Source organism: Rhodococcus sp. IEGM 1305 (assembly GCF_030058635.1).
Lineage (GTDB): Bacteria > Actinomycetota > Actinomycetes > Mycobacteriales > Mycobacteriaceae > Rhodococcus_F > Rhodococcus_F opacus_D.
Genome location: NZ_JASHKX010000010.1, coordinates 135,497 through 157,774 on the forward strand (window position 1 = coordinate 135,497; position 22,278 = coordinate 157,774).

Annotated in this window: 25 protein-coding genes; 14 read left to right on the forward strand and 11 right to left on the reverse strand. The window is 67.6% G+C overall.

Annotation, left to right across the window (positions count from 1 at the left end):
• Positions 1–25: 25 nt before the first annotated feature.
• Complete coding sequence (gene hutC / locus QM693_RS17515) at positions 26–790, forward strand: histidine utilization transcriptional repressor HutC (RefSeq protein WP_283352972.1); 765 nt, start codon at positions 26–28, stop codon at positions 788–790.
• A gap of 25 nt (positions 791–815) precedes the next feature.
• On the opposite strand, the gene QM693_RS17520 is transcribed toward hutC, so the two are convergent.
• Positions 816–1,409: a PadR family transcriptional regulator gene (locus QM693_RS17520; protein WP_280778905.1), complete on the reverse strand. Its 594-nt coding sequence runs from the start codon at positions 1,407–1,409 to the stop codon at positions 816–818.
• A gap of 137 nt (positions 1,410–1,546) precedes the next feature.
• Here QM693_RS17520 and QM693_RS17525 point away from each other — a divergent pair, with 137 nt between their 5' ends.
• Both QM693_RS17525 and QM693_RS17530 read left to right on the forward strand, forming a co-directional pair.
• Positions 1,547–2,773, forward strand: coding sequence for a glycosyltransferase family 87 protein (locus tag QM693_RS17525; protein ID WP_283352973.1), 1,227 nt, complete (start codon positions 1,547–1,549; stop codon positions 2,771–2,773).
• 115 nt (positions 2,774–2,888) lie between these two features.
• Positions 2,889–3,170 carry a DUF2277 domain-containing protein gene (locus QM693_RS17530; RefSeq protein ID WP_005258716.1) on the forward strand — a complete coding sequence of 94 codons (282 nt, stop codon included), beginning with the start codon at positions 2,889–2,891 and terminating at the stop codon, positions 3,168–3,170.
• A 77-nt stretch (positions 3,171–3,247) separates the two neighbouring features.
• Here QM693_RS17530 and ipdC read toward each other — a convergent pair whose 3' ends face one another.
• Genes ipdC through echA20 form a run of 4 tightly spaced genes read right to left on the reverse strand, consistent with a single transcriptional unit; the run spans position 3,248 to position 6,736 of the window.
• A complete protein-coding gene (gene ipdC / locus QM693_RS17535) occupies positions 3,248–4,309 on the reverse strand; it encodes a (3aS,4S,5R,7aS)-5-hydroxy-7a-methyl-1-oxo-octahydro-1H-indene-4-carboxyl-CoA dehydrogenase (protein WP_283352974.1) in 1,062 nt (353 codons plus the stop codon).
• Positions 4,306–5,067 carry a cholesterol ring-cleaving hydrolase subunit IpdB gene (gene ipdB / locus QM693_RS17540; RefSeq protein ID WP_283352975.1) on the reverse strand — a complete coding sequence of 254 codons (762 nt, stop codon included), beginning with the start codon at positions 5,065–5,067 and terminating at the stop codon, positions 4,306–4,308. The genes ipdC and ipdB overlap by 4 nt, the downstream gene beginning before the upstream one ends.
• Entirely contained in the window at positions 5,064–5,954 is an 891-nt protein-coding gene (ipdA, locus tag QM693_RS17545) for a cholesterol ring-cleaving hydrolase subunit IpdA (protein ID WP_283352976.1), read from the reverse strand. The genes ipdB and ipdA overlap by 4 nt, the downstream gene beginning before the upstream one ends.
• Before the next feature lie 5 nt (positions 5,955–5,959).
• Complete coding sequence (echA20, locus tag QM693_RS17550; RefSeq protein WP_283352977.1) at positions 5,960–6,736, reverse strand: (7aS)-7a-methyl-1,5-dioxo-2,3,5,6,7,7a-hexahydro-1H-indene-carboxyl-CoA hydrolase; 777 nt, start codon at positions 6,734–6,736, stop codon at positions 5,960–5,962.
• Positions 6,737–6,850: 114 nt separating this feature from the next.
• Between echA20 and QM693_RS17555 the strand changes: the two genes are divergently transcribed.
• The 6 genes from QM693_RS17555 (at position 6,851) to QM693_RS17580 (ending at position 12,795) form a co-directional block, all read left to right on the forward strand.
• Positions 6,851–7,663, forward strand: a complete 813-nt coding sequence (locus tag QM693_RS17555) for an SDR family oxidoreductase (protein ID WP_283352978.1) — start codon at positions 6,851–6,853, stop codon at positions 7,661–7,663.
• Positions 7,660–8,574, forward strand: a complete 915-nt coding sequence (locus QM693_RS17560; protein WP_283352979.1) for an SDR family oxidoreductase — start codon at positions 7,660–7,662, stop codon at positions 8,572–8,574. Before QM693_RS17555 ends, QM693_RS17560 begins: the two co-directional genes overlap by 4 nt.
• Positions 8,575–8,775: 201 nt before the next feature.
• Positions 8,776–9,639 carry an LLM class F420-dependent oxidoreductase gene (locus tag QM693_RS17565; protein ID WP_283330524.1) on the forward strand — a complete coding sequence of 288 codons (864 nt, stop codon included), beginning with the start codon at positions 8,776–8,778 and terminating at the stop codon, positions 9,637–9,639.
• A gap of 89 nt (positions 9,640–9,728) precedes the next feature.
• Positions 9,729–10,976 (forward strand): glycosyltransferase family 4 protein, encoded by a 1,248-nt coding sequence (locus QM693_RS17570; protein WP_283352980.1) that lies wholly within the window; start codon positions 9,729–9,731, stop codon positions 10,974–10,976.
• Positions 10,970–11,710, forward strand: a complete 741-nt coding sequence (locus tag QM693_RS17575) for a class I SAM-dependent methyltransferase (protein ID WP_283352981.1) — start codon at positions 10,970–10,972, stop codon at positions 11,708–11,710. The genes QM693_RS17570 and QM693_RS17575 overlap by 7 nt, the downstream gene beginning before the upstream one ends.
• Positions 11,707–12,795 (forward strand): prenyltransferase, encoded by a 1,089-nt coding sequence (locus QM693_RS17580; RefSeq protein ID WP_283330527.1) that lies wholly within the window; start codon positions 11,707–11,709, stop codon positions 12,793–12,795. The genes QM693_RS17575 and QM693_RS17580 overlap by 4 nt, the downstream gene beginning before the upstream one ends.
• Here QM693_RS17580 and QM693_RS17585 read toward each other — a convergent pair.
• From QM693_RS17585 to QM693_RS17605, 5 genes are read right to left on the reverse strand one after another with little or no spacing between them, the layout of a single operon-like run.
• Entirely contained in the window at positions 12,771–13,433 is a 663-nt protein-coding gene (locus tag QM693_RS17585) for a class I SAM-dependent methyltransferase (RefSeq protein ID WP_283352982.1), read from the reverse strand. The genes QM693_RS17580 and QM693_RS17585 overlap by 25 nt on opposite strands.
• A complete protein-coding gene (locus tag QM693_RS17590) occupies positions 13,430–13,822 on the reverse strand; it encodes a carboxymuconolactone decarboxylase family protein (RefSeq protein WP_005244588.1) in 393 nt (130 codons plus the stop codon). Before QM693_RS17590 ends, QM693_RS17585 begins: the two co-directional genes overlap by 4 nt.
• Positions 13,819–14,694 (reverse strand): NAD(P)-dependent oxidoreductase, encoded by an 876-nt coding sequence (locus QM693_RS17595; RefSeq protein WP_283352983.1) that lies wholly within the window; start codon positions 14,692–14,694, stop codon positions 13,819–13,821. Before QM693_RS17595 ends, QM693_RS17590 begins: the two co-directional genes overlap by 4 nt.
• Entirely contained in the window at positions 14,691–15,443 is a 753-nt protein-coding gene (locus QM693_RS17600; protein WP_283352984.1) for an SDR family oxidoreductase, read from the reverse strand. Before QM693_RS17600 ends, QM693_RS17595 begins: the two co-directional genes overlap by 4 nt.
• A 41-nt stretch (positions 15,444–15,484) precedes the next feature.
• Positions 15,485–16,954 carry an aldehyde dehydrogenase gene (locus QM693_RS17605; RefSeq protein ID WP_283352985.1) on the reverse strand — a complete coding sequence of 490 codons (1,470 nt, stop codon included), beginning with the start codon at positions 16,952–16,954 and terminating at the stop codon, positions 15,485–15,487.
• Positions 16,955–17,068: 114 nt separating this feature from the next.
• On the opposite strand from QM693_RS17605, the gene QM693_RS17610 reads away from it, so the two are divergent.
• The 3 genes from QM693_RS17610 to QM693_RS17620 all read left to right on the forward strand — a co-directional run bounded on the left by QM693_RS17610 (position 17,069) and on the right by QM693_RS17620 (position 19,721).
• On the forward strand, positions 17,069–17,965 hold the full coding sequence (locus QM693_RS17610; RefSeq protein WP_283352986.1) for an SDR family NAD(P)-dependent oxidoreductase: 897 nt from the start codon (positions 17,069–17,071) through the stop codon (positions 17,963–17,965).
• Positions 17,966–18,504: 539 nt separating this feature from the next.
• Entirely contained in the window at positions 18,505–18,969 is a 465-nt protein-coding gene (locus tag QM693_RS17615; RefSeq protein ID WP_283353002.1) for a PAS domain-containing protein, read from the forward strand.
• A 341-nt stretch (positions 18,970–19,310) separates the two neighbouring features.
• Complete coding sequence (locus QM693_RS17620) at positions 19,311–19,721, forward strand: DUF7144 family membrane protein (RefSeq protein ID WP_283330533.1); 411 nt, start codon at positions 19,311–19,313, stop codon at positions 19,719–19,721.
• A 28-nt stretch (positions 19,722–19,749) separates the two neighbouring features.
• On the opposite strand, the gene QM693_RS17625 is transcribed toward QM693_RS17620, so the two are convergent.
• Positions 19,750–20,352 carry a TetR/AcrR family transcriptional regulator gene (locus QM693_RS17625; protein ID WP_283352987.1) on the reverse strand — a complete coding sequence of 201 codons (603 nt, stop codon included), beginning with the start codon at positions 20,350–20,352 and terminating at the stop codon, positions 19,750–19,752.
• 84 nt (positions 20,353–20,436) lie between these two features.
• On the opposite strand from QM693_RS17625, the gene QM693_RS17630 reads away from it, so the two are divergent.
• Positions 20,437–21,654, forward strand: a complete 1,218-nt coding sequence (locus QM693_RS17630) for a cytochrome P450 (RefSeq protein WP_283352988.1) — start codon at positions 20,437–20,439, stop codon at positions 21,652–21,654.
• 63 nt (positions 21,655–21,717) lie between these two features.
• Positions 21,718–22,278 carry a TetR/AcrR family transcriptional regulator gene (locus QM693_RS17635; protein WP_009477736.1) on the forward strand — a complete coding sequence of 187 codons (561 nt, stop codon included), beginning with the start codon at positions 21,718–21,720 and terminating at the stop codon, positions 22,276–22,278.

Consider the following 22,278-nt stretch of genomic DNA (forward strand, 5'->3'; position numbering starts at 1 on the left):
CGGTGTTGCAGAGGGATGGGTGTCAGTGGTGGTGGAGATCGCAGTAGTCGACGCGGAGCTTGCTGCGTTGTACAACGGACCGGGGACGGAGTCGGCCCCGGCGTACGAACGCGTCAAGCAGCTGATCGTGTCGCAGATCAATGCCGGCCGCTGGCAGGAGGGCGATCAGCTGCCCTCCGAGAATCAGCTCGTCGGCGCTCTCGGCCTCTCCCGCATGACCATCAACCGCGCGCTGCGCGAACTCAGCGCCGAGGGTCTCGTGGTGCGCCTGATGGGTGTGGGGACGTTCGTGGCGGCCACGAAGACGGCGTCGTCGCTGTTCGAGGTCAAGAACATCGCGGACGAGATCCAGCAACGCGGACACCGCCATCGAACCGAAGTGGTGTACGTGCGTGAGGAAGACGCCGATCCGGCCAACGCCTTCATCCGGGATTCGATCCGCGGCAAGGTGTTCCACTCGCTGATGATCCACTACGAGGACGACACACCGATCCAGCTCGAAGACCGGTTCGTCAATCCCGCCGAGGCGCCCGGGTACCTCGAACAGGACTTCACCCAGCAGACGCCCAATCATTATCTGAGCGTGGAAGCTCCCCTGACGAGGGGCGAGCACGTCGTCGAAGCGATCCTCGCGTCGCCCGAGGAATGCCGGCTCCTCCACATCGAGCGCACCGAACCGTGCCTGATGATCCGGCGCCGCACGTGGTCCTCGCGGGGGCTCGTCAGCGCCGCGCGTCTCGTCCATCCCGGATCGCGGAATCGTCTCGAAGGGACGTTCGGGACCGGCTGACCGGGGTAGATGCTGAATCGGAGGCTCACGGCCGCGTGTCCTTCGTCTGCGGTGCGGGCCACGTGAGGCGGCCCGCCTGGATGTCGGAGATCGTCGACGCGATCCAGGCGAGTTCGCCCCGCGAAGCGTGGAGTGCGTAGTCCGCTTCGACGACGAACAGCGCGGGCACTCCGCCATCGAGCGCTCGGGTGAGCCCTGCCTCGTCGGATTCGATTCTCGCGGTGAGTCGTTCGGCGCGTTCGGTGAGCGCGTCGACGGCGCCCTCACGTCCCAGCGCGCCGAGGTAGCTGATCGCCGCGAAGAACGGGGAGAACTCTCGTGCGGCACTGCGGATCTGGAGGTCGAGCCGACTCACGAGTTCCGCGTGCCCGGCCTCGGTGAGGGCGTAGACGGTGCGGGCGGGCCGACCTTCCCGTTGCGCACGTTCGTGTTCCTCGATCCAGCCCGCCGAGGCGAGGGCCGCGACCACATTGTTCAGCGAGCCGCGATTGAGCGGCCACTGGCCCTCCTCGCTGCGCTCGCGCAGCGTGACCTCCAACTGATACGGGTGCATCGGCGATTCGAGGAGCAGGCCGAGCACCGGCAGGACGAGGGGATTGTCGAGGACGCGCGCAGGCATAGTTGAAATATATCAGTCTAAATAAACTATGACAAGGCGCGCGGTTCGGGCACCGCGACCTCGCCTTTGTCACGATTGGGTCACGGCCCGCTACGGTGGATCGTTGACCACGACGCCGATCATGAAAGAACAAATTCTTGTTACAGAGTGAATCGAAGTTCAGGGCTTATCGTCTCCACGCCGTCACGCTCCTCGTGGGCGTCCTCTCCTTGGGTGCGGTGGCTTACCGAGAGTTCGACGCGGCAACGGGCTACCTGATGGACCTCTCCGTGTTCCGCGACGCCGGCTACGCCTTCGTCAGCGGCCTGCCGCTCTACTCCGCGGACTTCCCGAGCAGCTCCGGGTTCAGGTTCATCTACGCACCCTTCGCGGCGATCCTCTTCGCGCCGATGGCGGAGATCGACCCCGCGGTCCTGCAGGCGCTGTGGTGCGCCCTCAACCTCGGGCTCGTGTGGTGGATGGTCAAGGCGGCGCTGTCGAAGCTCGACGTCGCACGCCCCGAACTTCTCGCTCTGCTGTCGATGGGCCCGGTGCTTCTCCTCGAACCGATGCGCTCGAACTTCGACTTCGGTCAGATCAACATCATCCTGATGGCACTGGTGGTCGCCGACTGCACCGGTGCGATCCCGAAAAGGTTCCGCGGAGTCGCGATCGGTCTCGCCGCGGCCGTCAAGATCACCCCGGCGGCCTTTCTCCTGGTCCTGCTCGTCCGCCGCGACTTCCGCTCGATCGGACGATCCCTCGCCACGATCCTGGTCACCGTCGGCCTCGGCTTCTGGCTGCTACCGCAGTCGTCGGTGTGGTTCTGGACCACCGAATTCTTCGCCACCGGCCGTGCGGGCGCGCCCGACTTCTTCCGCAACCAGGCCGTCACCGGCGTCATCGCGCGGCTCGGGGCGGAAGGCCGGCTGGCCAGCATTCTCTGGGTGCTCAGCGCGGCCGTCATCGTGTCCGCCGCGGCGTGGTCGGCGTACCGCTTCACCCGTTCCGGTGAGCACCTGATCGCGCTGGCGATCGTCGCCCTGGCATCGCTGCTCGCCGCGCCGTTCGCCGTCACCCACCACTGGGCGTACAGCATCCTGTTGATTCCGATTCTGATCGCACCGCAGTACCGCAGCTGGCGACCCCTGATCGGCGCCGCGACCCTGATCTTCCTGATCGGCCCGAACTTCGTCCTGCAGTCCTCGTCGTCGGGCTGGGTGGAGGCGGCCGTGCGTGAGGTGATCGGAAGCTCGCAGTGCCTCATCGCGCTGGTCCTGCTCGGCGCGGCCGTCGTGGCCGCACGGTCCCGCACCCCGCTCCCGGACGTCGAGACGGACGTCGTGCCCGCGGACGAAGACGCGCTGGAGCCCGCCCGCAGCTGAGGCAGCGCCACCCCGGCGGGCGAATGTACCTTCCGGCGCCTCAGGTGCGCCCAAAGGTACATTCGCCCAGCGCCGAGGAGCCGCGGAGACGGCCGGGCGGCGCTATCGTCGAAACATGTGCCGAAACATCACCGAGCTGCGCGGACTCGAACCGGCGGCCACCGCGGAGGAGATCGAGGCGGCGGCGCGTCAGTACGTCCGGAAGGTCAGCGGGATACAGAAGCTGTCGGACGCCAACCGTGAGCCCTTCGAGGAGGCGGTAGCCGTCGTCACCGAGGCCACCACGAAGCTGCTCGCGGCACTGCCGCCGCGGAAGCAGCCGCCGCAGACGGTACCCCCGCTGCGCCGGCCGGAGGTCCGGGCGCGCATCGCGGCGAAGGCCGCGTCATCCAGCTGAGCGCGGCGAAGGCCGCCACCCCCTAGCCGGACGAACGGGACGCTCGTTGCGTCAGATCGAACGAGCGTCCCGTTGGTTCAGGCGCGGAGGGCGCCGAGTGCGTCGATGCGTTTGATGGCGTCGGCGATTATGCCGTCGATGAGGTCCTTGCAGGTGGGTAGGTCGTCGAGTAGTCCGACGACTTGTCCGGAGGCGAGGACGCCGGCGTGGGTGTTGCCGTCGACGAGTCCGGCTTTGAGCAGCATCGGGGTGTTGGCGGCCATGATGATCTGCTGCCAGGTGCGGTCGCTGGACTTTTTCATGGCGAGGCCGTCTTTGACGAGCGTCGACCATGTCATGCCGGTCATGGCCTTGAATTTGGATGCGTTGCGGGCGGCGGCGACGAGGCCGCGGATGTTGCCGGAGTGTTCGAGGCTGTTGACGAGGTCGGTGTTGAGGACCCGGTGGGGCATGCCGTCGACCTTGCGGGAGACGGTGGTGTCCTGCAGTCCCCGGGTGAGGTATTGCTGTTTGACGGAGTCGGGGACCGTGGATTCCTGGGTGAGCAGGAATCGGGTGCCCATCGCGATGCCGGCGGCGCCGTAGGCGAGGGCGGCGGCGAGTCCGCGTCCGTCGTAGAAGCCGCCGGCGGCGACGACGGGGATGTCGACGGCGTCGAGCACCGAGGGCAGCAGCAGGGTGGTGGCCACGGGGCCGGTGTGCCCGCCGCCCTCGCCGCCCTGCACGATCACGGCGTCGGCGCCCCACGAGGCGACCTTCGTGGCGTGTTTGGCGGCGCCGATCGACGGGATGACGACCACGCCGGCGGTTTTGAGCTTCGCGATCAGTTCCTGTTTCGGTGCCAGCGCGAACGACGCGACGCGCACGTTCTCCCGGATGAGCAGGTCGATGCGTTGCGGGGCGTCGGTGGCGTCGGCGCGGATGTTGACCCCGAACGGTTTGTCGGTGAGGGTCTTGGTCTTCGCGATCGCCGATTCGAGTTCGGTGTAGGTCATCGTCGCCGATGCCAGGATGCCGAGGCCGCCGGCGTTGGCGGTGCCGGCGACGAGTCGCGGTCCGGCCACCCAGCCCATCCCGGTCTGGACCACCGGGTGCTGCACGCCGACCAGCTCGGTCAGCGCGGTGCGGAGGGTGCTCATGCCGACACCTCCCGGTCGCGCAGGTTGCGGGGGTCGAGGACCTCGCGGATCAGCTGTAGTTCGTCGTCGGTGGGTGCGCGGGTGGCGCCGGCGTCGGCGAGCCCTGCCACCTCGAACGAGGTGTTCTCGGTGACCTGGGCGGCGGTGACGCCGGGGTGCAGCGACAGCGCCCGGAAGGTGTGGTCGGGTCCGCCGAAGTCGAACACCCCGAGGTTGCTCACCACCCGGTGCAGGTGGTGGAACCGGTAGGCGGGGTTTTCCGGGTCGATCTGGTCGTAGCCGACGCCCGAGACGATGTCGACCTTGTCGCAGAACACCCGCGGGGTGTGTTTGCCCACCCAGTAGCTGGTGGGGTGGTTGATCGTGTTGCCGGGGGCGCCGCGGACGCCGAACATCTGCCGTGTCGGCTGCTGCAGCGGACCGAACGCCGACAGGTTCTGGTTGCCGTGCCGGTCGATCTGGTTGGCGCCCATCACCACGTGCCGGCGGCCGGAGGCGACGACGTCGAAGACCTTCCGGAACGGCATCCAGCCCTCGATGGGGGCCTTCGCGCCGACGGCGGGGGTGTCCGCGAAGATCAGGGCCTCGCCGTCGGTGATCAGCAGGTCGGGTTCGGTGGTCAGTCGCGCGAGGCGGGCGCCGATCAGGGGCAGGGTCGCCATCGGGCTGGCCATGATCTCGCCTGCCCCGGAGAAGATGTCGGCGCACGCGATCGCGCAGTACTCCGCGCGGGTGACGTCGGTGGTCGTCTCGCTCATGCCTGCTCCTCTGCAAATTTCTTCACGGCGGCCTGGTAGTGGTCCTCGCTGCCGGACAGGTAGGTGTCGACGAACTGCTGCCACGTTTCGGGGGTCTTCGCCGATTCGGCGTAGTGGCGCTGGAATTTCTCGTCGCGGCCGTAGCTGTCGCCGGCGAGGGTGAAGTGGGCGCCGTGCGGGGCCTCGATTACGCCGTCGACCATCATGCGGTTGAGGATGAGGTTTTGCAGTGGAACGGTTTTCACCAGTTCCTCGGTTTCCACCACCCGTTCGACGGAGACGAATCGCTTCTCGGCGGCCGCGCAGTACAGGTCGTCGAAGTAGGGGTCGACTCCGGTGTAGGCGGCGTTTCCGTGCTTGTCGCCGAGGTTCAGGTGGACCAGTGCCGCATCGAGATTCAGGGCGGGCATTGCGATCAGCGTCTCGGGCTTGCCGGACGCGTCGGGGTAGGGGGAGGTGACGGTGCGCAGTTCCTCGCCCCAGAAAGCCCGGACGTCGGAGCCGAGCCCGGCGCGGATCGGCAGGAACGGCAGCCGGGCGGCGGCGGCCTCGAGGCCGCACTTGACCATGCCCTCGTCCATTTCGCGGACCTCGATCTCACCCGCGGTGCGGGCCTTCGCGAACCACGGGTCGTAGAACGGGGCCGAATCGAGGGACACGAAGCCGTAGTACGCCTTCCTGACCTTGCCCGCCGAGCACAGCAACCCCAGGTCGGGGCCGCCGTAGGTGACGACGGTGAGGTCGGTGACGTCCGAGCGCAGCAGCGCCCGGATCAGCGCCATCGGTTTGCGGCGCGAACCCCAGCCGCCGATGCCGATGGTCATTCCGCTGCGCAGTTCTCCGACCGCGTCGTCGAGCGAGATCCTCTTGTCGCGTTTGCTCGCCATCGATGTCAGCCTTTCCTGGTGTTCGAGTTCGAGCGGGGCTTGCCGGTTTCGACGAACTCGTCGCGGTGCTCGTCCGCGACGCCGGCCAGGTTGAGTTCGAAGGTGTAGCCCTGCTCGAGGCGGTAACTGGTCTTCACGTCGACGGGGTCGATGCCGTTGATGGCTTCCTTGGCGCAGCGGATGACCCGGGTGTCCTTGGCTGCGATCGTGGCGGCGATGTCGCGGGCGGTGTCGTCGAGTTTTTCGCGCGGCACCACCTCGTACACCGATCCGAAGTGCTGGAGTTGCTGGGCGGTGACGTTCTGCGCCGTGTAGTACAGCGTGCGCATCATGTGCTGGGGGACGAGCCGGGCGAGGTGGGTGGCGGCGCCGAGTGCGCCGCGGTCGACCTCGGGTAGTCCGAAGACGGCGTCGTCGGACGCGACGATCACGTCGGCGTTCCCGACCAGGCCGATGCCGCCGCCGACGCAGAATCCGTTGACCGCGACCACGACGGGCACGGCGCAGTCGTAGACGGCGGCGAACGCGGCCGCGCAGCCGCGGTTGGCGTCGACCAGCGCGCCGTAGCCGTCGGTGGCCTGCATTTCCTTGATGTCGACGCCGGCGTTGAACCCGCGTCCCTCCGCTCGCAGGATCACCACGTGGGTGTCCGGATTCCGGCCCGCGTCGAGTACGGCGTCGGCCAACTCGAACCAGCCCCGGGACGGGATGGCGTTCACGGGCGGGTAGTCGACGATGACCGTGGTGATGCCGTCTCCGTCGGTGGTGGAGGTGATGCCCATGGCATGTTCCTAACGTCTTATACCGAACCAAGCGATTGCTTGGTAAGTTAGCACATGTGCGGGCCGGACAGCTCTGAGCTGGGCCTGCGAGAACATGCAACAGCGGAGGTATTCGTGGATTCAGGTCTGAACGGGGCGATCGTGCTGGTGACCGGCGGTGTTCGCGGGGTGGGCGCGGGCATCAGCCGCACGTTCCTGCGGGCGGGTGCGACGGTGGTGGCCTGCGCCCGCCGGCCGGGGGAGGCGCCGGTGGAGGTGGACGGCCGGGCGGTCGAATTCCTGCCGTGCGACATCCGTGATCCGGGGCAGGTGCAGGGTCTCGTCGACCGGATCGTCGAGCGGCACGGCCGGCTCGATGTCCTGGTCAACAATGCCGGCGGCGCACCGTTCGCGCTCGCCGCGGAGGCGAGTCCGAAGTTCCACTCCAAGATCGTCGAGCTGAATCTGCTCGCCCCGCTGCTGGTGTCGCAGGTCGCGAATGCGGTGATGCAGAAGCAGGATTCCGGTGGTGCGATCGTGAATATCTCCAGCGTCAGCGGCTCGCGACCGTCGCCCGGCACCGCGGCATACGGTGCGGCGAAGGCGGGGGTCGACAGTCTCACCGGCAGTCTCGCGGTCGAGTGGGCGCCCAAGGTGCGGGTCAACTCGGTGGTCGTCGGCCTGGTCCGCACCGAACTCGCGCATCTGCACTACGGCGACGAGGCGGGGATCGCGGCGGTCGGGGACACGGTCCCGCTGGGCCGGATGGCCTGCCCCGAGGACATCGGCAACTGCGCGGTGTTCCTGGCTTCACCGCTGGCGGCGTACGTCAGCGGTTCGACACTGACCGTCCACGGCGGCGGAGAACGTCCCGCCTTCCTGGCGGCAGCGACAGCATCTACAGCGACAGCATCTACAGCGACAGCATCTACAGAGGAGAAGGCATGAGTGGAGTGGTCGACGGTCGCGTCGTCATCGTGACGGGCGCCGGACGCGGAATCGGACGCGCCCATGCGCTGGCGTTCGCCGCCGAGGGCGCCAAGGTGGTGGTCAACGACATCGGAGCCGGTGTCGACGGTTCCGCGACCGGGGAGAGTCCGGCCGAGCGGGTGGTCGCGGAGATCGTCGCCGCGGGCGGCGAGGCCGTCGTCAACGGTGACGACGTCGCGGACTGGGCCGGCGCCGAGAACCTGATCAACACCGCCATCGGCACGTACGGGCGCCTGGACGTGCTGGTGAACAATGCCGGGTTCCTGCGCGACCGCATGCTCGTCGGGATGAGCGAGCAGGAGTGGGACGCCGTCGTGCGTGTGCATCTGAAGGGGCATGTCGCGACGCTGCGCCACGCCGCCGCGTACTGGCGGGCCGAGGCGAAGGCGGGCAACCCGGTCGACGCCCGGATCGTCAACACCAGTTCCGGTGCCGGACTGCAGGGTTCGATCGGGCAGGGCAATTACGCCGCCGCGAAGGCGGGGATCGCGGAGATGACCATTCAGGCGGCCGCGGAATTGACGAACTACGGTGTCACCGTCAACGCGATCGCCCCGGCCGCACGCACCCGGATGACCGTCGGCGCGGGCGGCGCGATGGCGGAGGCGATGGCCGCGCCCGAGGAGGGGTTCGACGCGATGGCGCCGGAGAACATCTCCCCGCTCGTCGTGTGGCTGGGCAGCACGGAGTCGAAGGACGTCACCGGACGCGTGTTCGAGGTGGAGGGAGGCAAGATCACCGTCGCCGAGGGCTGGCGGCACGGCCCCACCCAGGACAAGGGTGCGCGCTGGGAACCGAAGGAGATCGGGCCCGTCGTCGCCGACCTCCTCGCCAAGGCCGAAACCCCGCTCCCGGTCTACGGCGCCTGAACAGGTGAGTGGCTAAGTGTGCTGGGGCACGCATTGCCACTCACCTGCACCGGACGAACGGGACGCCCGTTGCCTCAGATCGAACGAGCGTCCCGTTCGTCCGGCTGCGCGGAGAACTGGAGAGTTGTTTGGACACATTGATAAACAGGTGTCCAGAAGTTAGTGTGCAAGAAGGAAAAGGGTCACGGCCAAGGAGAATTCGTGAAATTCGGCATTACGTTGTTTACGAGTGACCGCGGGATCGGGCCGGCCTCGGCTGCGAGGGGTGCAGAGGCAAACGGATTCGACTCGTTCTACGTGCCCGAGCACACGCACATTCCGGTGAAACGCGATGCGGCGCATCCTCAGACAGGCGACGCGTCGCTGCCCGACGACCGCTACATGCGCACCCTCGACCCGTGGGTGGCGCTGGCGTCGGCGTCGGCGGTCACGGAGCGGATCGAACTGGGGACGTCGGTGGCGCTGCCGGTCGAGCACGACCCGATCACGCTGGCCAAGACGATCGCCTCCCTCGACCACCTCAGCGGCGGACGGGTCATCCTCGGCGTGGGGTACGGGTGGAATCTCGACGAGCTCACCGATCACAACGTTCCGCCCGGACGACGCCGGACGATGCTGCGCGAGTACCTCGAGGCGATGCGTGCGCTGTGGACGCAGGACGAGGCGTCCTACGACGGCGAGTTCGTGAGCTTCGGTCCGAGCTGGGCGTGGCCCAAGCCGTCCCGGGTGCCTCCGGTGATCGTCGGCGCCGCCGGCAACGACAAGAACTTCCGATGGATCGTGAAATCGGCCGACGGGTGGATGACCACTCCGATCGAGCAGGACATCGACGACCGCGTCGCCACGCTACAGCGGATGTGGCGGGAGGCCGGCCGGGACGGCGAACCGCGGATCGTCGTGCTCGACGGCAAGCCGGACATGGACAAACTGCGGCGGTGGAAGGACCTCGGCGTCACCGAGGTCGTGTACGGACTGCCCGACCGGAGCGAGGAAGACGTCCTGGCGTACTTGGGGCGCCTGGCCGGAAAACTCGAGGGATTGCGCGAGTCGACCGCGGTGGGGTGAGTGAGTGCGGTTGGATGGGATGAGGGCACACCCGAGTAGGAACGTGTTCTAGTATTGCTTGCCAACTGCTCGAGGAGAGGCCGAAGTCCGTGCGCATCGCACTCTTGTCGTATCGAAGCAAGCCCCACTGTGGTGGGCAGGGTGTGTACGTACGCCATCTCAGCCGTGAGCTGGTCGAACTCGGCCATCAGGTCGAGGTGTTCTCGGGGCAGCCGTACCCGGACGTCGACCCGCGGGTGACGCTGACGAAGGTCCCCAGCCTCGACCTGTATCGCGAGCCGGATCCGTTCAGAACGCCGCACCCGCGCGAGTTCCGCGACGCCGTCGACGTGCTCGAGGTCGCGACCATGTGGACGGCCGGGTTCCCGGAGCCGCTCACGTTCAGCCTCCGTGCCGCGCGACTGCTGAAGGAGCGCGCCGACGAGTTCGACGTGGTGCACGACAACCAGTGCCTCGGCTATGGGCTGCTGCAACTCCAGAAGGCCGGACTCCCCGTCGTCGCCACCATCCATCATCCGATCACCCGCGACCGCGAGCTGGACCTGGCGTCGGCGAAGTGGTGGCGCCAGGTGACGGTCCGGCGCTGGTACGGATTTCTGCGGATGCAGAAGCGGGTGGCGCGTGCCATCCCCGCACTGCTGACGGTGTCGCAGTCCTCCGCCGACGACATCAGCGCGGCCTTCGACGTTCCCGCCGACAACCTGCAGACCATCCCGCTGGGTGTGGACACCGAGGTCTTCCGACCCCCGGCCGCCGCCCGGGTTCCGGGCCGCGTCGTGTGCGTCGCCAGCGCCGACATGCCCCTCAAGGGGGTGTCGACGCTCCTCGAGGCGGTCGCGAAGGTGCACACCGAGCGCGCCGTCGAACTGGTGCTGGTCACCAAGCTCGCACCCGGGGGAGTGACGGAGAAGCTCATCGAGGAGCTGGCCATCGGCGACGTCGTCCGGACGGTGTCGGGTATCGACGACGCCGAACTGGCGTCGCTGCTGGCATCGGCCGACGTCGCGTGCGTCCCGTCGCTGTACGAGGGCTTCTCGCTGCCCGCCGTCGAGGCGATGGCGTGCGGCACCCCGCTCGTGGCGAGCCGCGCCGGCGCCATTCCCGAGGTGGTGGGAACGGACGAGGAGGCGTGTGTGCTCGTGACGCCCGGCGACCCCCAGGAACTCGCGGACGTGCTGGGCGCGTTACTCGATGATCCGCAGCGCCGGGCCCGGCTCGGTGACGGTGGCCGTCGACGCGTGCTCGAGCGCTACAGCTGGGCCGCCGTGGCCGCGAAAACCGCGCAGACCTATGCCGATGCGATAGCGCAGACCCGTCAAGGAGGCCGACCGTGCTGACCGTGGACTTCGACCGGCTGGGTGTGAAGCCCGGCGACAAGGTGATCGACATCGGGGCGGGCGCCGGACGGCACTCGTTCGAGCTGTATCGACGCGGCGCCGACGTCATCGCCTTCGACCAGAACGCCGACGAACTCGCGGACGTCGAGAAGATGTTCGTGGCGATGGCCGAGGTCGGTGAGGTCCCGGCGGGAGCCGCGGCTCGGGTGGAGGTCGGCGACGCGCTGAACCTGCCGTACGAGGATGCGACGTTCGACGTGGTCCTCATCTCCGAGGTCCTCGAACACGTGCCCCGCGACGGCCGGGCCATCGCCGAGCTGGCCCGCATTCTCAAGCCGGGTGGTGTTGCGGCGGTGACGGTTCCGCGGTGGCTGCCGGAGAAGATCTGCTGGGCGCTGTCCGACGCGTACCACGAGGTGGAGGGTGGCCACGTCCGCATCTATCGCGCCGACGAGCTGGCGGAGAAGCTGACGGCCGCCGGCCTGCAGGTCCAGGGACGGGATCACGCCCACGCCCTGCATTCACCGTACTGGTGGCTCAAGTGCGCGGTGGGGGTGGAGAACAACGACAACCCCTTCGCGAAGGCGTACCACCAGGTTCTGGTGTGGGACATGATGAAAGCCCCCTGGCTCACGCGCACCGCCGAGAAGGTCCTCAACCCCGTGGTCGGCAAGAGCGTCGTGTTCTACCTCGAGAAGCCGAGGGAACCGAGCGTGGTGAAGGCGCCGCGGTGAGAGCCGCCGGCGTCCCGTCGGTACCGAACGTGTTGTCGGAGAGCCAGGTCAGGCAGACGGCACGGTCGATCGCGGCAGCGCAGGAGTCGTCGGGGGCGCTGCCGTGGTTTCCCGGTGGGCACACCGACCCGTGGGATCACGTCGAATCCGCCATGGCACTCACCGTCGCCGGCCTGACCGACGAGGCGGAGGGCGCGTACGAGTGGTCGCGGCGCACGCAACGACCGGACGGTTCGTGGCCGATGAAGTTCCGCGACGGGGCTGTGGAGAATCACGATTCCGACAGCAACTTCTGCGCCTACCTCGCGGTGGGGGTGTGGCACCACTACCTCGTCACCGGTGACCGGAATTTCGTCGACGCCCTGTGGCCGTCCGTGCAGGGCGGTCTCGATTTCGTCGTCGACATGCAGTCGTCGAGCGGCGAAATCTGGTGGGCCCGCGGCGAGAACGGACAGGACTGCCCCGAGGCGCTGCTGACCGGGAACTCCAGCATTCACCACAGCCTGCACTGCGGGCTGCTCCTCGCGCGGCTGGTCGACGACCCGCAGCCGGAATGGGAGTTCGCGAAATACACCCTGGGTCACGCGATCAGGCAGCACCCGGAGTCGTTCGCGATCAAGGACGAATACTCGATGGACTGGTACTACCCGATCCTCGGGGGTGCAGTCCGCGGTGAGGTCGCGTCGGACCGCATCGCGTCGCGGTGGGACGACTTCGTGGTCGAGGGGCTCGGCATCCGCTGCGTGGACCACCGGCCGTGGGTGACCGGCGCCGAAACGTGTGAACTGGTGCTGGCGCTCGACGCGATGGGGGAACACAGCCGCGCGCTCGCGCAGTTCACCGCCATGCAGCACCTGCGGGATCCGGACGGCTCGTACTGGACGGGGCTCGTCTACAGCGACGGCAAGCGGTGGCCGGTCGAGCAGACCACGTGGACGGGCGGGGCGATGATCCTCGCCGCGGACGCGTTGTCCCGCACCACGCCCGGACACGGGATCTTCCGGGACGCGGCGCTGCCCGTGGGACTACCGATCGGCCTCGACCGCTGCGGCGACTACTGTCACGCCAGCGGTTCGCCTGTCTGACCGCCCACCCGCTCGAGAACGCGCAGCGAACCGGTGACGGACGTCTCCTTGAATTGTCCTGTCGCCAGGGCACGTTCGTAGATCTCGAACGGCGGGCGTCCGCCGTCCGCCGGGTCCGGGAACACGTCGTGGATCACCAGGGCGCCGCCGACGTTCACCCACGGCGCCCACCCCTCGAGATCCGCCGACGCCGCCTCCGACGTGTGGCCGCCGTCGATGAACACGAAGTTCACGGGAGTGCGCCAGAACGTCGCCACCGTCGACGACCGGCCCAGCACACCCACGACGTAGTCCTCGAGCCCCGAGTCGGCCATCGTGTGCCGGAACCGGCCGACCGTGTCGAGCAGACCGGTATGTGGGTCGATGAACGCCGGTTCGTGATATTCCCAGCCGGGCTGATGCTCCTCGGAACCGTGGTGGTGATCGATCGTGACGATGCGGGCGGCCCGTGCCCTCGCCGCCGCCCCGAGATAGATCGTCGAACGACCACAGTACGTGCCGATCTCGACGCCCACCCCGCCGGGAGACAGGTACTGCATCGCGGCCTCGTGCAGGGCCGTCCCCTCGTCCTCCGGCATGAAGCCGGGGGTCGAGTCGGCGAGTCGGAGAAGCTCTGGTGTCAGGTATTCGGTGCTCATGTGGCCTCTGCGTCCGGGGCGGCCGCTCTGGCCGCTTTCTTCCGCTTGTGTAGCACCCCGCCGATCATCGAGTCGAGTTTCGTTCCCAACGGCCAGCCCACGTAGTGGCACAGGAACAGCGCGATCTCCCGGAGTTGGTCCTCGTCCAGTTCCTCGTTGTGCAGGGCCGCCCCCACCTGGATCTCGGCGACGTCGACGAGCCCCTGCGCGGTGAGCGCACCGAGGAGGAGAAGCCGGCGGTCGCGGATGCTCAGCCCGGGCCGCGACCAGATGTCGGCGAACAGGTGGTCGGCGGTGACGGCGAAATGCGCGCCGGGCCCGTCCTGCATCTCGAATCCGTAGACCTTCTCCATCATGGCCAGGCCACGGGTGCGGGTGTCGTCGGTCATGGTTGCTCCTTCTTGTCCACGGTGCTGTCGACGCCGAGTCCAGGACCCAGGCCCGTGAGCGCGAGCCGGGCGAGCGGCAGCGCGACGTCGAGTCGTTCGCCGAGCCCGATCGCCAGCGACAGGTCCTTCTCCCCGAGATCGCGGACGTGGGTCATGATCGGGTACCAGTTGTCGGTCTCGTCGAGCGCGTCGGTGGTGTCGCGGAGCATGATCGCTCCGGCGCCACCGGTGATCGCGTCGGTGTGCCGGACGACCTTCCCGAGTTCGGTGATGTCGAGACCGGCGGCCTCGGCGAGCCGCTGCGCCTCGGCGGCGGCCGTGAACGAGACGAAGTGCAGCAGGTTGCGGGCCAGCTTCATCCGCGTTCCCGCGCCCACGTCTCCGGCGTGCACGACGAGTTCGGCCCAGTGCCCGAACGGCTCCCGCACTTTCTCGAACGCGTCGTCGCTCGCCCCGACCATCACTGCGAGCTTCCCCTTGTGGGCGCCGGGTGCGCCGCCACTCACGGGCGCGTCGATCAGGTCGACGCCGTGCGCACGGCAACGGTCGGCGAGTTCGACGGCGGTGACGTCGCTGATGGTGGAATGCACTGCCACGACGGTGCCCGGCCGCGCGGTGTCGAGGAGCTGTGTGACGACCGCGCGCACCTGCTCGTCGTTCAGCACGGTCACGGAGATGACGTCCGCGTTCTCCGCCACCTCCCGCGGACTCGACGTCACCTTCGCGCCCGCCTTGCCGAACGGTTCCAGTGCCTCCGGCCGGGTGTCGCACACGATGAGCCCGCCGGGGCGGTCCAGCAGCCGCTTGGCCATGGGCGCACCCATGTTCCCGAGGCCGATGTAGCCGACGGATACCCGCTCGGTCGTGGTCATGCGCGGAAGATCTGTCCGCCGTCGACGTTGAAGATCTGCCCGGTGATCCAGCTCGCCTCGTCGGAGAGCAGGAACAGGCAGGCACCGACGAGGTCGTCGGGGGTGCCCATTCGCTTCAGCGGCAACGTCTTGACCATGTCTGCCACCATATTTCCCGGCGTGACGGTGCGGGTGGCTTCGGTGTCGATCGGTCCGGGCGCGATGGCGTTGACCCGGATGTTCATGCCACCCACCTCGTGGGCGAGTTGCTGGGTGAGGCCGTTGATCCCGACCTTCGCGAGTCCGTAGAAACCCGAGTACAGCCAGGCGGCCGTGGACGACTGGTTGACGATCGACCCGCCACCGCCGCTGTTCATGTGCGGCCACACCGCGCGGGTCACGTTGAGGGCGCCGTCGAAGTTCACGGCCATGAACTTCTTGTAGTAGTCCCACGGCACGGTGATGAGGAGATCGAGCTTCATGCCGCCGTAGATCGCGGCATTGTTCACGAGATGGTCGATGCCGCCGAACTTCTCGACCGTGAACTCGGCGAGTTGCTTCGCCGAGTCCTCGTCGGCGACGTCGACATCCTTGAACACCGCAGTCCCGCCGTCCGCGCTGATCTGCTTGGCCACCGTCTGGCCGAGCTCCGCATTGAGATCGGCCACCACCACGTTCGCGCCCTCGCGGGCGAGGGCGCGCGCGTAGCCCTCGCCGATGCCCTGCGCGGCGCCAGTGACGATGGCGGTCTTCCCGTCGAAACGTCCCATATCGATTGACTCCTGTGTTGTCGGGCCGGCTCGCCGGCGTACTATTGGGCCGGTTCCGCGACCAGCTTGGTTTCCAGGTATTCCTCGAATCCGGCCACACCCATCTCGCGGCCGATTCCGGACTGCTTGTAACCGCCGAACGGGGCGTCGGCGGAATACCAGACGCCGCCGTTGACGCTGAGTGTTCCGGTGCGCACGCCGTCGACCACTCGCTTCACGCGTGCGGGGTCCGTGCCCCACACCGACCCGGACAGCCCGTACGGCGAGTCGTTGGCGATGCTGATCGCGTCCTCGTCGCCGTCGTGGGGAATGATCACCAGCACGGGTCCGAAGATCTCTTCCCGAGCCACCCGGGCGGTGTTGTCGAGGCCGGTGATCAGGGTGGGTTCGACGAAGAATCCACGGTCCTGATCGGCCGGTCGGCCGCCACCGACCACGATCGTGCCGCCTTCCTCCCGCGCGAGCCGCAGGTAGTCCTCGACGCGGGCGCGTTGCCGCGCGGAGATGAGGGGACCGCAGATGGTGCCGGGCTTCCTGGGATCGCCCGCCTGCAATCCGCCCAGGGTCCGGGCCGTGGCCTCGACCGCCTCGTCGTACTTGTCGCGGGGAACGAGCAGCCGGGTGGTGATGGCGCAGCCCTGCCCCGCGTGGGTGGACACTGTGAACGCGGCGACCCCGCACGCACCCGCGAGGTCGGCGTCGTCGAGCACGATGAACGCCGATTTGCCGCCGAGTTCGAGGAAGACCTTCTTCAGCGACTCGGACGCCGCCGCCATGACGGCCTTGCCCGTGGCGGTCGAACCGGTGAACGACACGAGGTCGACGCGGGGGTCGGTGGAGAGCTGAGCGCCGAGGGAATGGTCGCTCGACGTGACGATGTTGACCACGCCGGCCGGGAGGTCGGTCTCCTCGGCGATCAGGTGCCCGACGAGGGCGGCGCACCAGGGAGTGTCGGGCGCGGGTTTGAGGACCACCGTGTTGCCGGCCGCGAGTGCGGGGCCGATCTTGGCGAAGTTGATCTGGTGCGGGAAGTTCCACGGCGTGATGGCCCCGACCACGCCGACGGCCTCCTTGAGGACGCGTCGGCGGGTCTTGATGCCCATCGGCTCGGCGATGCCCAGATCCTGTTCCCAGGAATAGCTTTCGGCGAGGTCTGCAAAATATCCGAGGTCGGCGACCGGGCCTTCGAGTTGCGGTCCGCTGGTGAGGAAGGCGGGGGCGCCGACCTCGGCGATGGTGATGTCGCGTAGTTCCTCGACGTGGGACTGCAGTACGTCGCGCAGCTGTCGCAGGCAGCGGGCGCGGAAGGCGTGGTCGCGGGACCACGTGGTGTCGTCGAAGGCTCGCCGGGCCGCGACGATCGCGGCGTCCATGTCGGACGCGGTGGCGTCGGCGGCCCTCCCGAGTACCTCCTCGGTGGCCGGGTTGATCACCTCGAACGTGCCGCCGGAACCGGGAATCAGTTTGCCGTCGATCAGGAGAGCAGAGCTGTCGGTGGGGCGCAGAGTCATGGATTTTCGCTTCCGAATCGGGTGAGTGTCAAAGCGATCTCCGAAAACTGGACATGTGTCTGGACTATAGTTTGAACAACTGGATGCCGCAATGACGAGTTCGACGGAGGTGCGATGAATTCACGCGAGGAGAGACGGCTGGACGGGCGAGGCGCCGTCGTCACCGGCTCGAGCCGGGGGATCGGCCGGGCCGTCGCGCACGCGCTCGCGGCCGAGGGGGCCGGCGTGGTGGTCAACGGCCGTGATCCCGATGCGGCGGAGAAGGTGGCCGGCGAGATCGTGCTCGGCGGTGGCCGGGCGATAGCGGTGGCTGGTTCGGCCGCCGCCGACGGCGTCGCGGAGGCGCTGGTCGACGCAGCGGAATGCGCGTTCGGCCAGGTGGACGTCCTGATCAACTGCGCCGGCGTCGCGGAGCCTGCCGGGTCGTCCATCCTCACCGTCACCGACGAGCAGTGGGGCGAACTCGTCGATGCGCACCTGACGGCGACGTTCCGCACGTGCCGGGCCGTGGCGCCTCTGATGGCCGAACGGGGGCGCGGAGCGATCGTGAACACGAGTTCGTTTGCGTTCCTCGGCGACTACGGCGGAACCGGATATCCCGCCGGCAAGGGGGCGGTCAACAGCCTGACCCTCGCGATCGCGGCCGAACTGGCCGAGTCCGGCGTCCGCGCCAACGTCGTGTGCCCGGGTGCCAGGACCCGCCTGTCCGTGGGGGCGGAGTACGAGCAGCACATCGAGGAACTGCACGGGCGGGGGATGCTCGACGACGCAACGCGCTACGGCTCGCTGCATCCGGCACCCGCCGACTACGTCGCTCAGCTGTACGCGTTCCTGGCCAGCGATCTCGCCGCCGGCATCACCGGCGGGATCTTCGCCGGATCAGGGGGCTTCGTCGGCAGATTCGACCGGCCGGCTCCGACGGTCCTGGCCTACCGCGACCACGAGACCGAGCCGCCGTGGTCGCTCGACGAGCTGGCGGAGTTGGTGGGTTCCGCTCACGGTGAGCGGTGATCTGAATTGTCCGGCATCACATGGGCGACGACTTCGTCGTAGGCGGCCGGCGACGTGTCCCGGAAAGATCAGCCCTACGTCCCGTAGCGATAAGTCTTTCGGACCCCGTGCCGCTACTATGGAATGCATCACGCCGCGGGAACTCGACGCCTACATCGGCAGAACCCGCGTCCCGCACGGGCGAGTGAAATCGTCCCGCCGTACGCGGCGGGCGACACCGCGTACGAATCAAGGTCGAAAATAACACGAGCGCAATGATTTTCGGTAATCACTTCGCCCTGGCGGCGGATAGCGGCTCGTGGAATCGACTTGTGCCTGGGCGAAAGCGGCCCAATGAAGCTGACGCAGAGGCCCGCGGATAACCGAGCACTTTGTGTCGGAATTACGCACGGAGAGAATGTATGTTGTTTTGCACCAAAATTGTTCGACAGAGTCCTCCCGGTGAATGTGCTGGTGACGGACGATCGCGGGCAACAATAATTCGACGATCTGGCCGACGATCGACGTTGCCTCCACTGTTCGGTCTGGCACGGTTCGATGTGTTGGTCCGCTGGGTGAGACGGAGGTGGGCGTCGGCAGGGCCGGGTAGGGACAGGCGGCGGTCGGACCCGAACACCGCGCTGGGCTATTTGGAGCAGCTTCCGGCGCTGAGGTTGCTCGAGCGGCTTCCGGTTCCCGCCCTCGCTGTCGATGAAGAGGGGGTGATTGTGCATGCCAACCCGGCACTCGAGCGGATGCTGGGGTATCCCGAGCACTGGTTCGCCGGGTGCTCGGTCGCGGACGTGGTCGTTCCGGCGTCGTCGCCGGGCGGCCCCGCATCGGTGGCGTTGCTGCGGGACTGTGCGGGAAAGGTAATCGAACTCGCCCATCGTGAAGGTTTCGTTGTGCGTGCAGCGGTGAGCAGGTCGGTGTTGCGCAGGAAGGATGACCCCGTCACGTTCGTGTGCTTCCAGGACCTCACAGAGCAGTTGTGGGGCGGTGGGCGGGCCCCCGAATTCGAGTGATGTCGTCGCCCGGTTTCCTCGCAGTACCGAGGGTGAGCATGCGTGGCCAGTTCAGGTGGGCGGCGACTCCGAGTCGGTGCCGTCCGAGCCGGGGTTGGCGAACATCGCCTCGATTCGGTTCGTTTACTTTCGGTGCGCAGTTGTGGACCGAGCGGAGCGGCCGGGGCGCGCGAGGGATTCGCGGCAACCGAACGGTCTCGCCGGCTGTGTCGGGTGGCCTCCTCGGCCGGAGCAATCCGATTCCAGGTGGGTCGGAAACCCCGCGGTTTCGACGCGAACGCACATCGGATCGGCGGACAATGAATGCACCCGGCAGTGGGTTGCGGCGAGGAAGGGGCGTCATGTCCGAAGGTTCGTCGGTCAAACAGGGCGTCGCGGCGGGGACCGCGATGGGTGCAGCGGTCATCATGGTCACCGTCGGACTCCTGCAGTTCTTCCAAGGGCTCGCCGCGGTCTATGAGAACGAGGAGTTCGTGGTGGGGGTGGAGTACCTCTACAAGTTCGACTTCACGGTCTGGGGCTGGATCCATCTCGTGCTGGGTGCGTTGGTCGCGGTGACCGGCCTCGCGTTGTTCACCGGCGCCGCGTGGGCCCGGGTGTCGGCGATCGTGATCGCCGCGATCTCGATCGTGGCCAATTTCCTATGGCTGCCGCACTACCCGTGGTGGTCGGTGCTCATCATCGCGCTCGACGTGGTGGTGATCTGGGCGATCTCGGCGTGGCGGCCGAACCCTTCTGACGCCTGGGCCTGAGAACGGCAACAGGTGGGGTGGTGGCCTTTCAGGACGGGGTGTGCGTTCGCTCCGGCCACCCGACGCTGGACAGTGCTCCCCGCAGCACGGATTCGTAGATCGAGTCCAGGTCGAGCTCGTCGCCGAGGAAGTCGGTGTTCACGAGCATGACGAAACCGTGCATGGCGGCGAAGATGCTCACGGCCGCGTCGAGGGTGTCCTCGGGCGGCAGTCCGCACGATGCCAGCATCGTGCGCAGCGCCGTGTTGGCGTCCAGTGCGGCGGAGATGAAAGCGTCCCGGTCCACCGGGCTGGTGGTCAGCGTCTGATACCGATGCGGATGCTCGGTCGCCCAGACGCGGTGCGCGTCGACGAGCGCGCGGAGGCCGTCGGGACCGCTTCGGCCCATCGCGATCTCGCGCAGGTGAGCACCCAGCTCCGCCATGGTGCGCACCTGAACCGCACCGCGGATTTCTTCGAGGTTGCGGACGTGGTTGTAGAGCGACGCGGTGACGACGTTCAGCCGGGCGGAGAGACTCGTCATCGACAGTGACTCCCAGCCGAGTTCGTCGATGATCTCGATCGCGGCATCCACGACCTTGTCTCGCGTGAGTGTGCGACGTCGGATCGGTCCGTTCTGCCCTTTCACCATGGGCCCAGCATAAGGGCTTCCATTACAAATGAAAGTGTGTAGTTTAAGACGCATCCCATTCGTTTATCGATCGAGGAGCAGTGTATGACCGCGTCTCGGATTGATCTCAAGTCCCCCGACGTCTACGCGGAAGGGGTCCCCTACGCGTTCTTCGACCACCTGCGGGCGAGCGAACCCGTCTATTGGCAGCCCGAGGAGAACGGCACCGGGTTCTGGGCGGTGACGAAGCATGCCGACGTCGTCGCCGTGTCCCGCGACAGCGCGACGTTCTCGTCGGCGGTGGGCACCACTCAGATCGACGATTTCGACGAGCAGACCCGCGCGAAGCAGGCCGCCATGCTCGTCAACCTCGACCCGCCCGATCACACCCGGCTGCGGCAGCTCGTCAGCCGCGGATTCACCCCGCGCACAGTCAAAGTGCTCGAGGGTCACATCCGTGACATCTGTGCTCGGATCGTCGATCGGCTGCTCGACGCACGCGACGTCGACTTCGTTCCCGAGGCGGCGGCGCCGTTGCCGCTCGAGGTCATCGCGGCGCTGCTGGGTGCGCCCGCCGGGGACGTGGACAAGCTCTACGACTGGTCCAACCGGATGATCGGCTTCGACGATCCCGAGTACGGCACCACCCAGGCGGACGGCGAGATGGCCGCGGCCGAGATCTTCCTGTACGCCAACGAGCTTGCGGCGCAACGCCGCATCGAGCCTCGCGACGACATCGTCACCAAGCTCGTGCAGCCGGACGAGAACGGCGACACGCTCACCGAGATGGAATTCAACATGTTCTTCGTCCTGCTCGTGGTGGCGGGGAACGAAACGACGCGCAACGCGACCGCCGGTGGGATGCAGGCCTTCATCGACCATCCCGACCAGTGGCGACGACTGCAGTCCGAACCGGAACTGGCTGCGAGCGCGGTGGAGGAGATCCTGCGGTGGGTGACCCCGGTGATGGACTTCCGCCGCACCGCCACCCGGGACGCCTACATCGGCGATCAGTTGGTCAGGGCCGGCGACAAGGTGGTGATCTACTACCCGAGCGCCAACCGGGACGAGGACGTCTTCGACGAGCCGTATCGGTTCGACATCGGCCGGAGCCCCAACCCGCAGATAGCGTTCGGCGGTAGCGGGGTGCACTTCTGCCTCGGCGCCCACCTGGCGCGGCTCGAATTGAAGATCCTGTTCGAGACCCTCGCCGCGCGGATCGACCGCGTGGAACCCACCGGGCCGGTCGTCCGGCTGCGGTCGAATTTCATCAGCGGCATCAAGACGATGCCCGTGCGAATTCACCCGCGCAGTCCCGTGTGAGAGTCCGATTTTCGTTGCCAGCCGACGGTAACTGTAGTAGCGTCCAGACACGTGTCCAGTAGTATGAATTTCGAGTCCACCCGCCGCCGTCTGACCGAGAAGCAGGCCGACACCGTCGACCGCCTCACCAAAGCGGCAGTCGAAGTACTGCGTGAAGAGGGATTCGCGGGACTCACGGTCCGCTCGGTGGCCGGCATCGCCGGGGTCGCTCCCGCGACGGCCTATACGTACTTCTCGTCCAAGGAGCACCTCGTCGCCGAGGTCTTCTGGCGGCGCCTCGCCGCCTCACCGCAGCCGGTGGACGAAGGACTCGATCGCACCGGACGTGTGGTCGCCGTGCTCCGCCACATTGCTCTCCTGGTGGCGGACGAACCCGAACTCGCCGGAGCCGTCACCAACGCGCTGCTCGGCCGCGACCCCGACGTGGAACACCTCCGCGCCCGCATCGGGCTGGAGATCCGCGACCGCCTCGCCACCGCACTGGGCGAGGGCCACGATCCCGACGTCCTCGAGGCGCTGGAGCTGCTGTACGCCGGCGGCCTGGTCCGCGCCGGAATGGGATACGGGTCCTACGCCCAATTCGCCGATCGACTCGAAACTTCCGCCAAGCTGATTCTGGAGTAG

Bases quoted from the DNA above. Each gene is read 5' to 3' on its own strand.
- QM693_RS17520 (WP_280778905.1), bottom strand. From the start codon at position 1,409: ATGCCTGCGCGCGTCCTCGACAATCCCCTCGTCCTGCCGGTGCTCGGC.
- QM693_RS17530 (WP_005258716.1), top strand. From the start codon at position 2,889: ATGTGCCGAAACATCACCGAGCTGCGCGGACTCGAACCGGCGGCCACC.
- ipdC (WP_283352974.1), bottom strand. From the start codon at position 4,309: ATGAGCACCCTCCGCACCGCGCTGACCGAGCTGGTCGGCGTGCAGCAC.
- ipdB (WP_283352975.1), bottom strand. From the start codon at position 5,067: ATGAGCGAGACGACCACCGACGTCACCCGCGCGGAGTACTGCGCGATC.
- ipdA (WP_283352976.1), bottom strand. From the start codon at position 5,954: ATGGCGAGCAAACGCGACAAGAGGATCTCGCTCGACGACGCGGTCGGA.
- echA20 (WP_283352977.1), bottom strand. From the start codon at position 6,736: ATGGGCATCACCTCCACCACCGACGGAGACGGCATCACCACGGTCATC.
- QM693_RS17560 (WP_283352979.1), top strand. From the start codon at position 7,660: ATGAGTGGAGTGGTCGACGGTCGCGTCGTCATCGTGACGGGCGCCGGA.
- QM693_RS17585 (WP_283352982.1), bottom strand. From the start codon at position 13,433: ATGAGCACCGAATACCTGACACCAGAGCTTCTCCGACTCGCCGACTCG.
- QM693_RS17590 (WP_005244588.1), bottom strand. From the start codon at position 13,822: ATGACCGACGACACCCGCACCCGTGGCCTGGCCATGATGGAGAAGGTC.
- QM693_RS17595 (WP_283352983.1), bottom strand. From the start codon at position 14,694: ATGACCACGACCGAGCGGGTATCCGTCGGCTACATCGGCCTCGGGAAC.
- QM693_RS17600 (WP_283352984.1), bottom strand. From the start codon at position 15,443: ATGGGACGTTTCGACGGGAAGACCGCCATCGTCACTGGCGCCGCGCAG.
- QM693_RS17605 (WP_283352985.1), bottom strand. From the start codon at position 16,954: ATGACTCTGCGCCCCACCGACAGCTCTGCTCTCCTGATCGACGGCAAA.
- QM693_RS17610 (WP_283352986.1), top strand. From the start codon at position 17,069: ATGAATTCACGCGAGGAGAGACGGCTGGACGGGCGAGGCGCCGTCGTC.
- QM693_RS17620 (WP_283330533.1), top strand. From the start codon at position 19,311: ATGTCCGAAGGTTCGTCGGTCAAACAGGGCGTCGCGGCGGGGACCGCG.
- QM693_RS17625 (WP_283352987.1), bottom strand. From the start codon at position 20,352: ATGGTGAAAGGGCAGAACGGACCGATCCGACGTCGCACACTCACGCGA.
- QM693_RS17630 (WP_283352988.1), top strand. From the start codon at position 20,437: ATGACCGCGTCTCGGATTGATCTCAAGTCCCCCGACGTCTACGCGGAA.
- QM693_RS17635 (WP_009477736.1), top strand. From the start codon at position 21,718: ATGAATTTCGAGTCCACCCGCCGCCGTCTGACCGAGAAGCAGGCCGAC.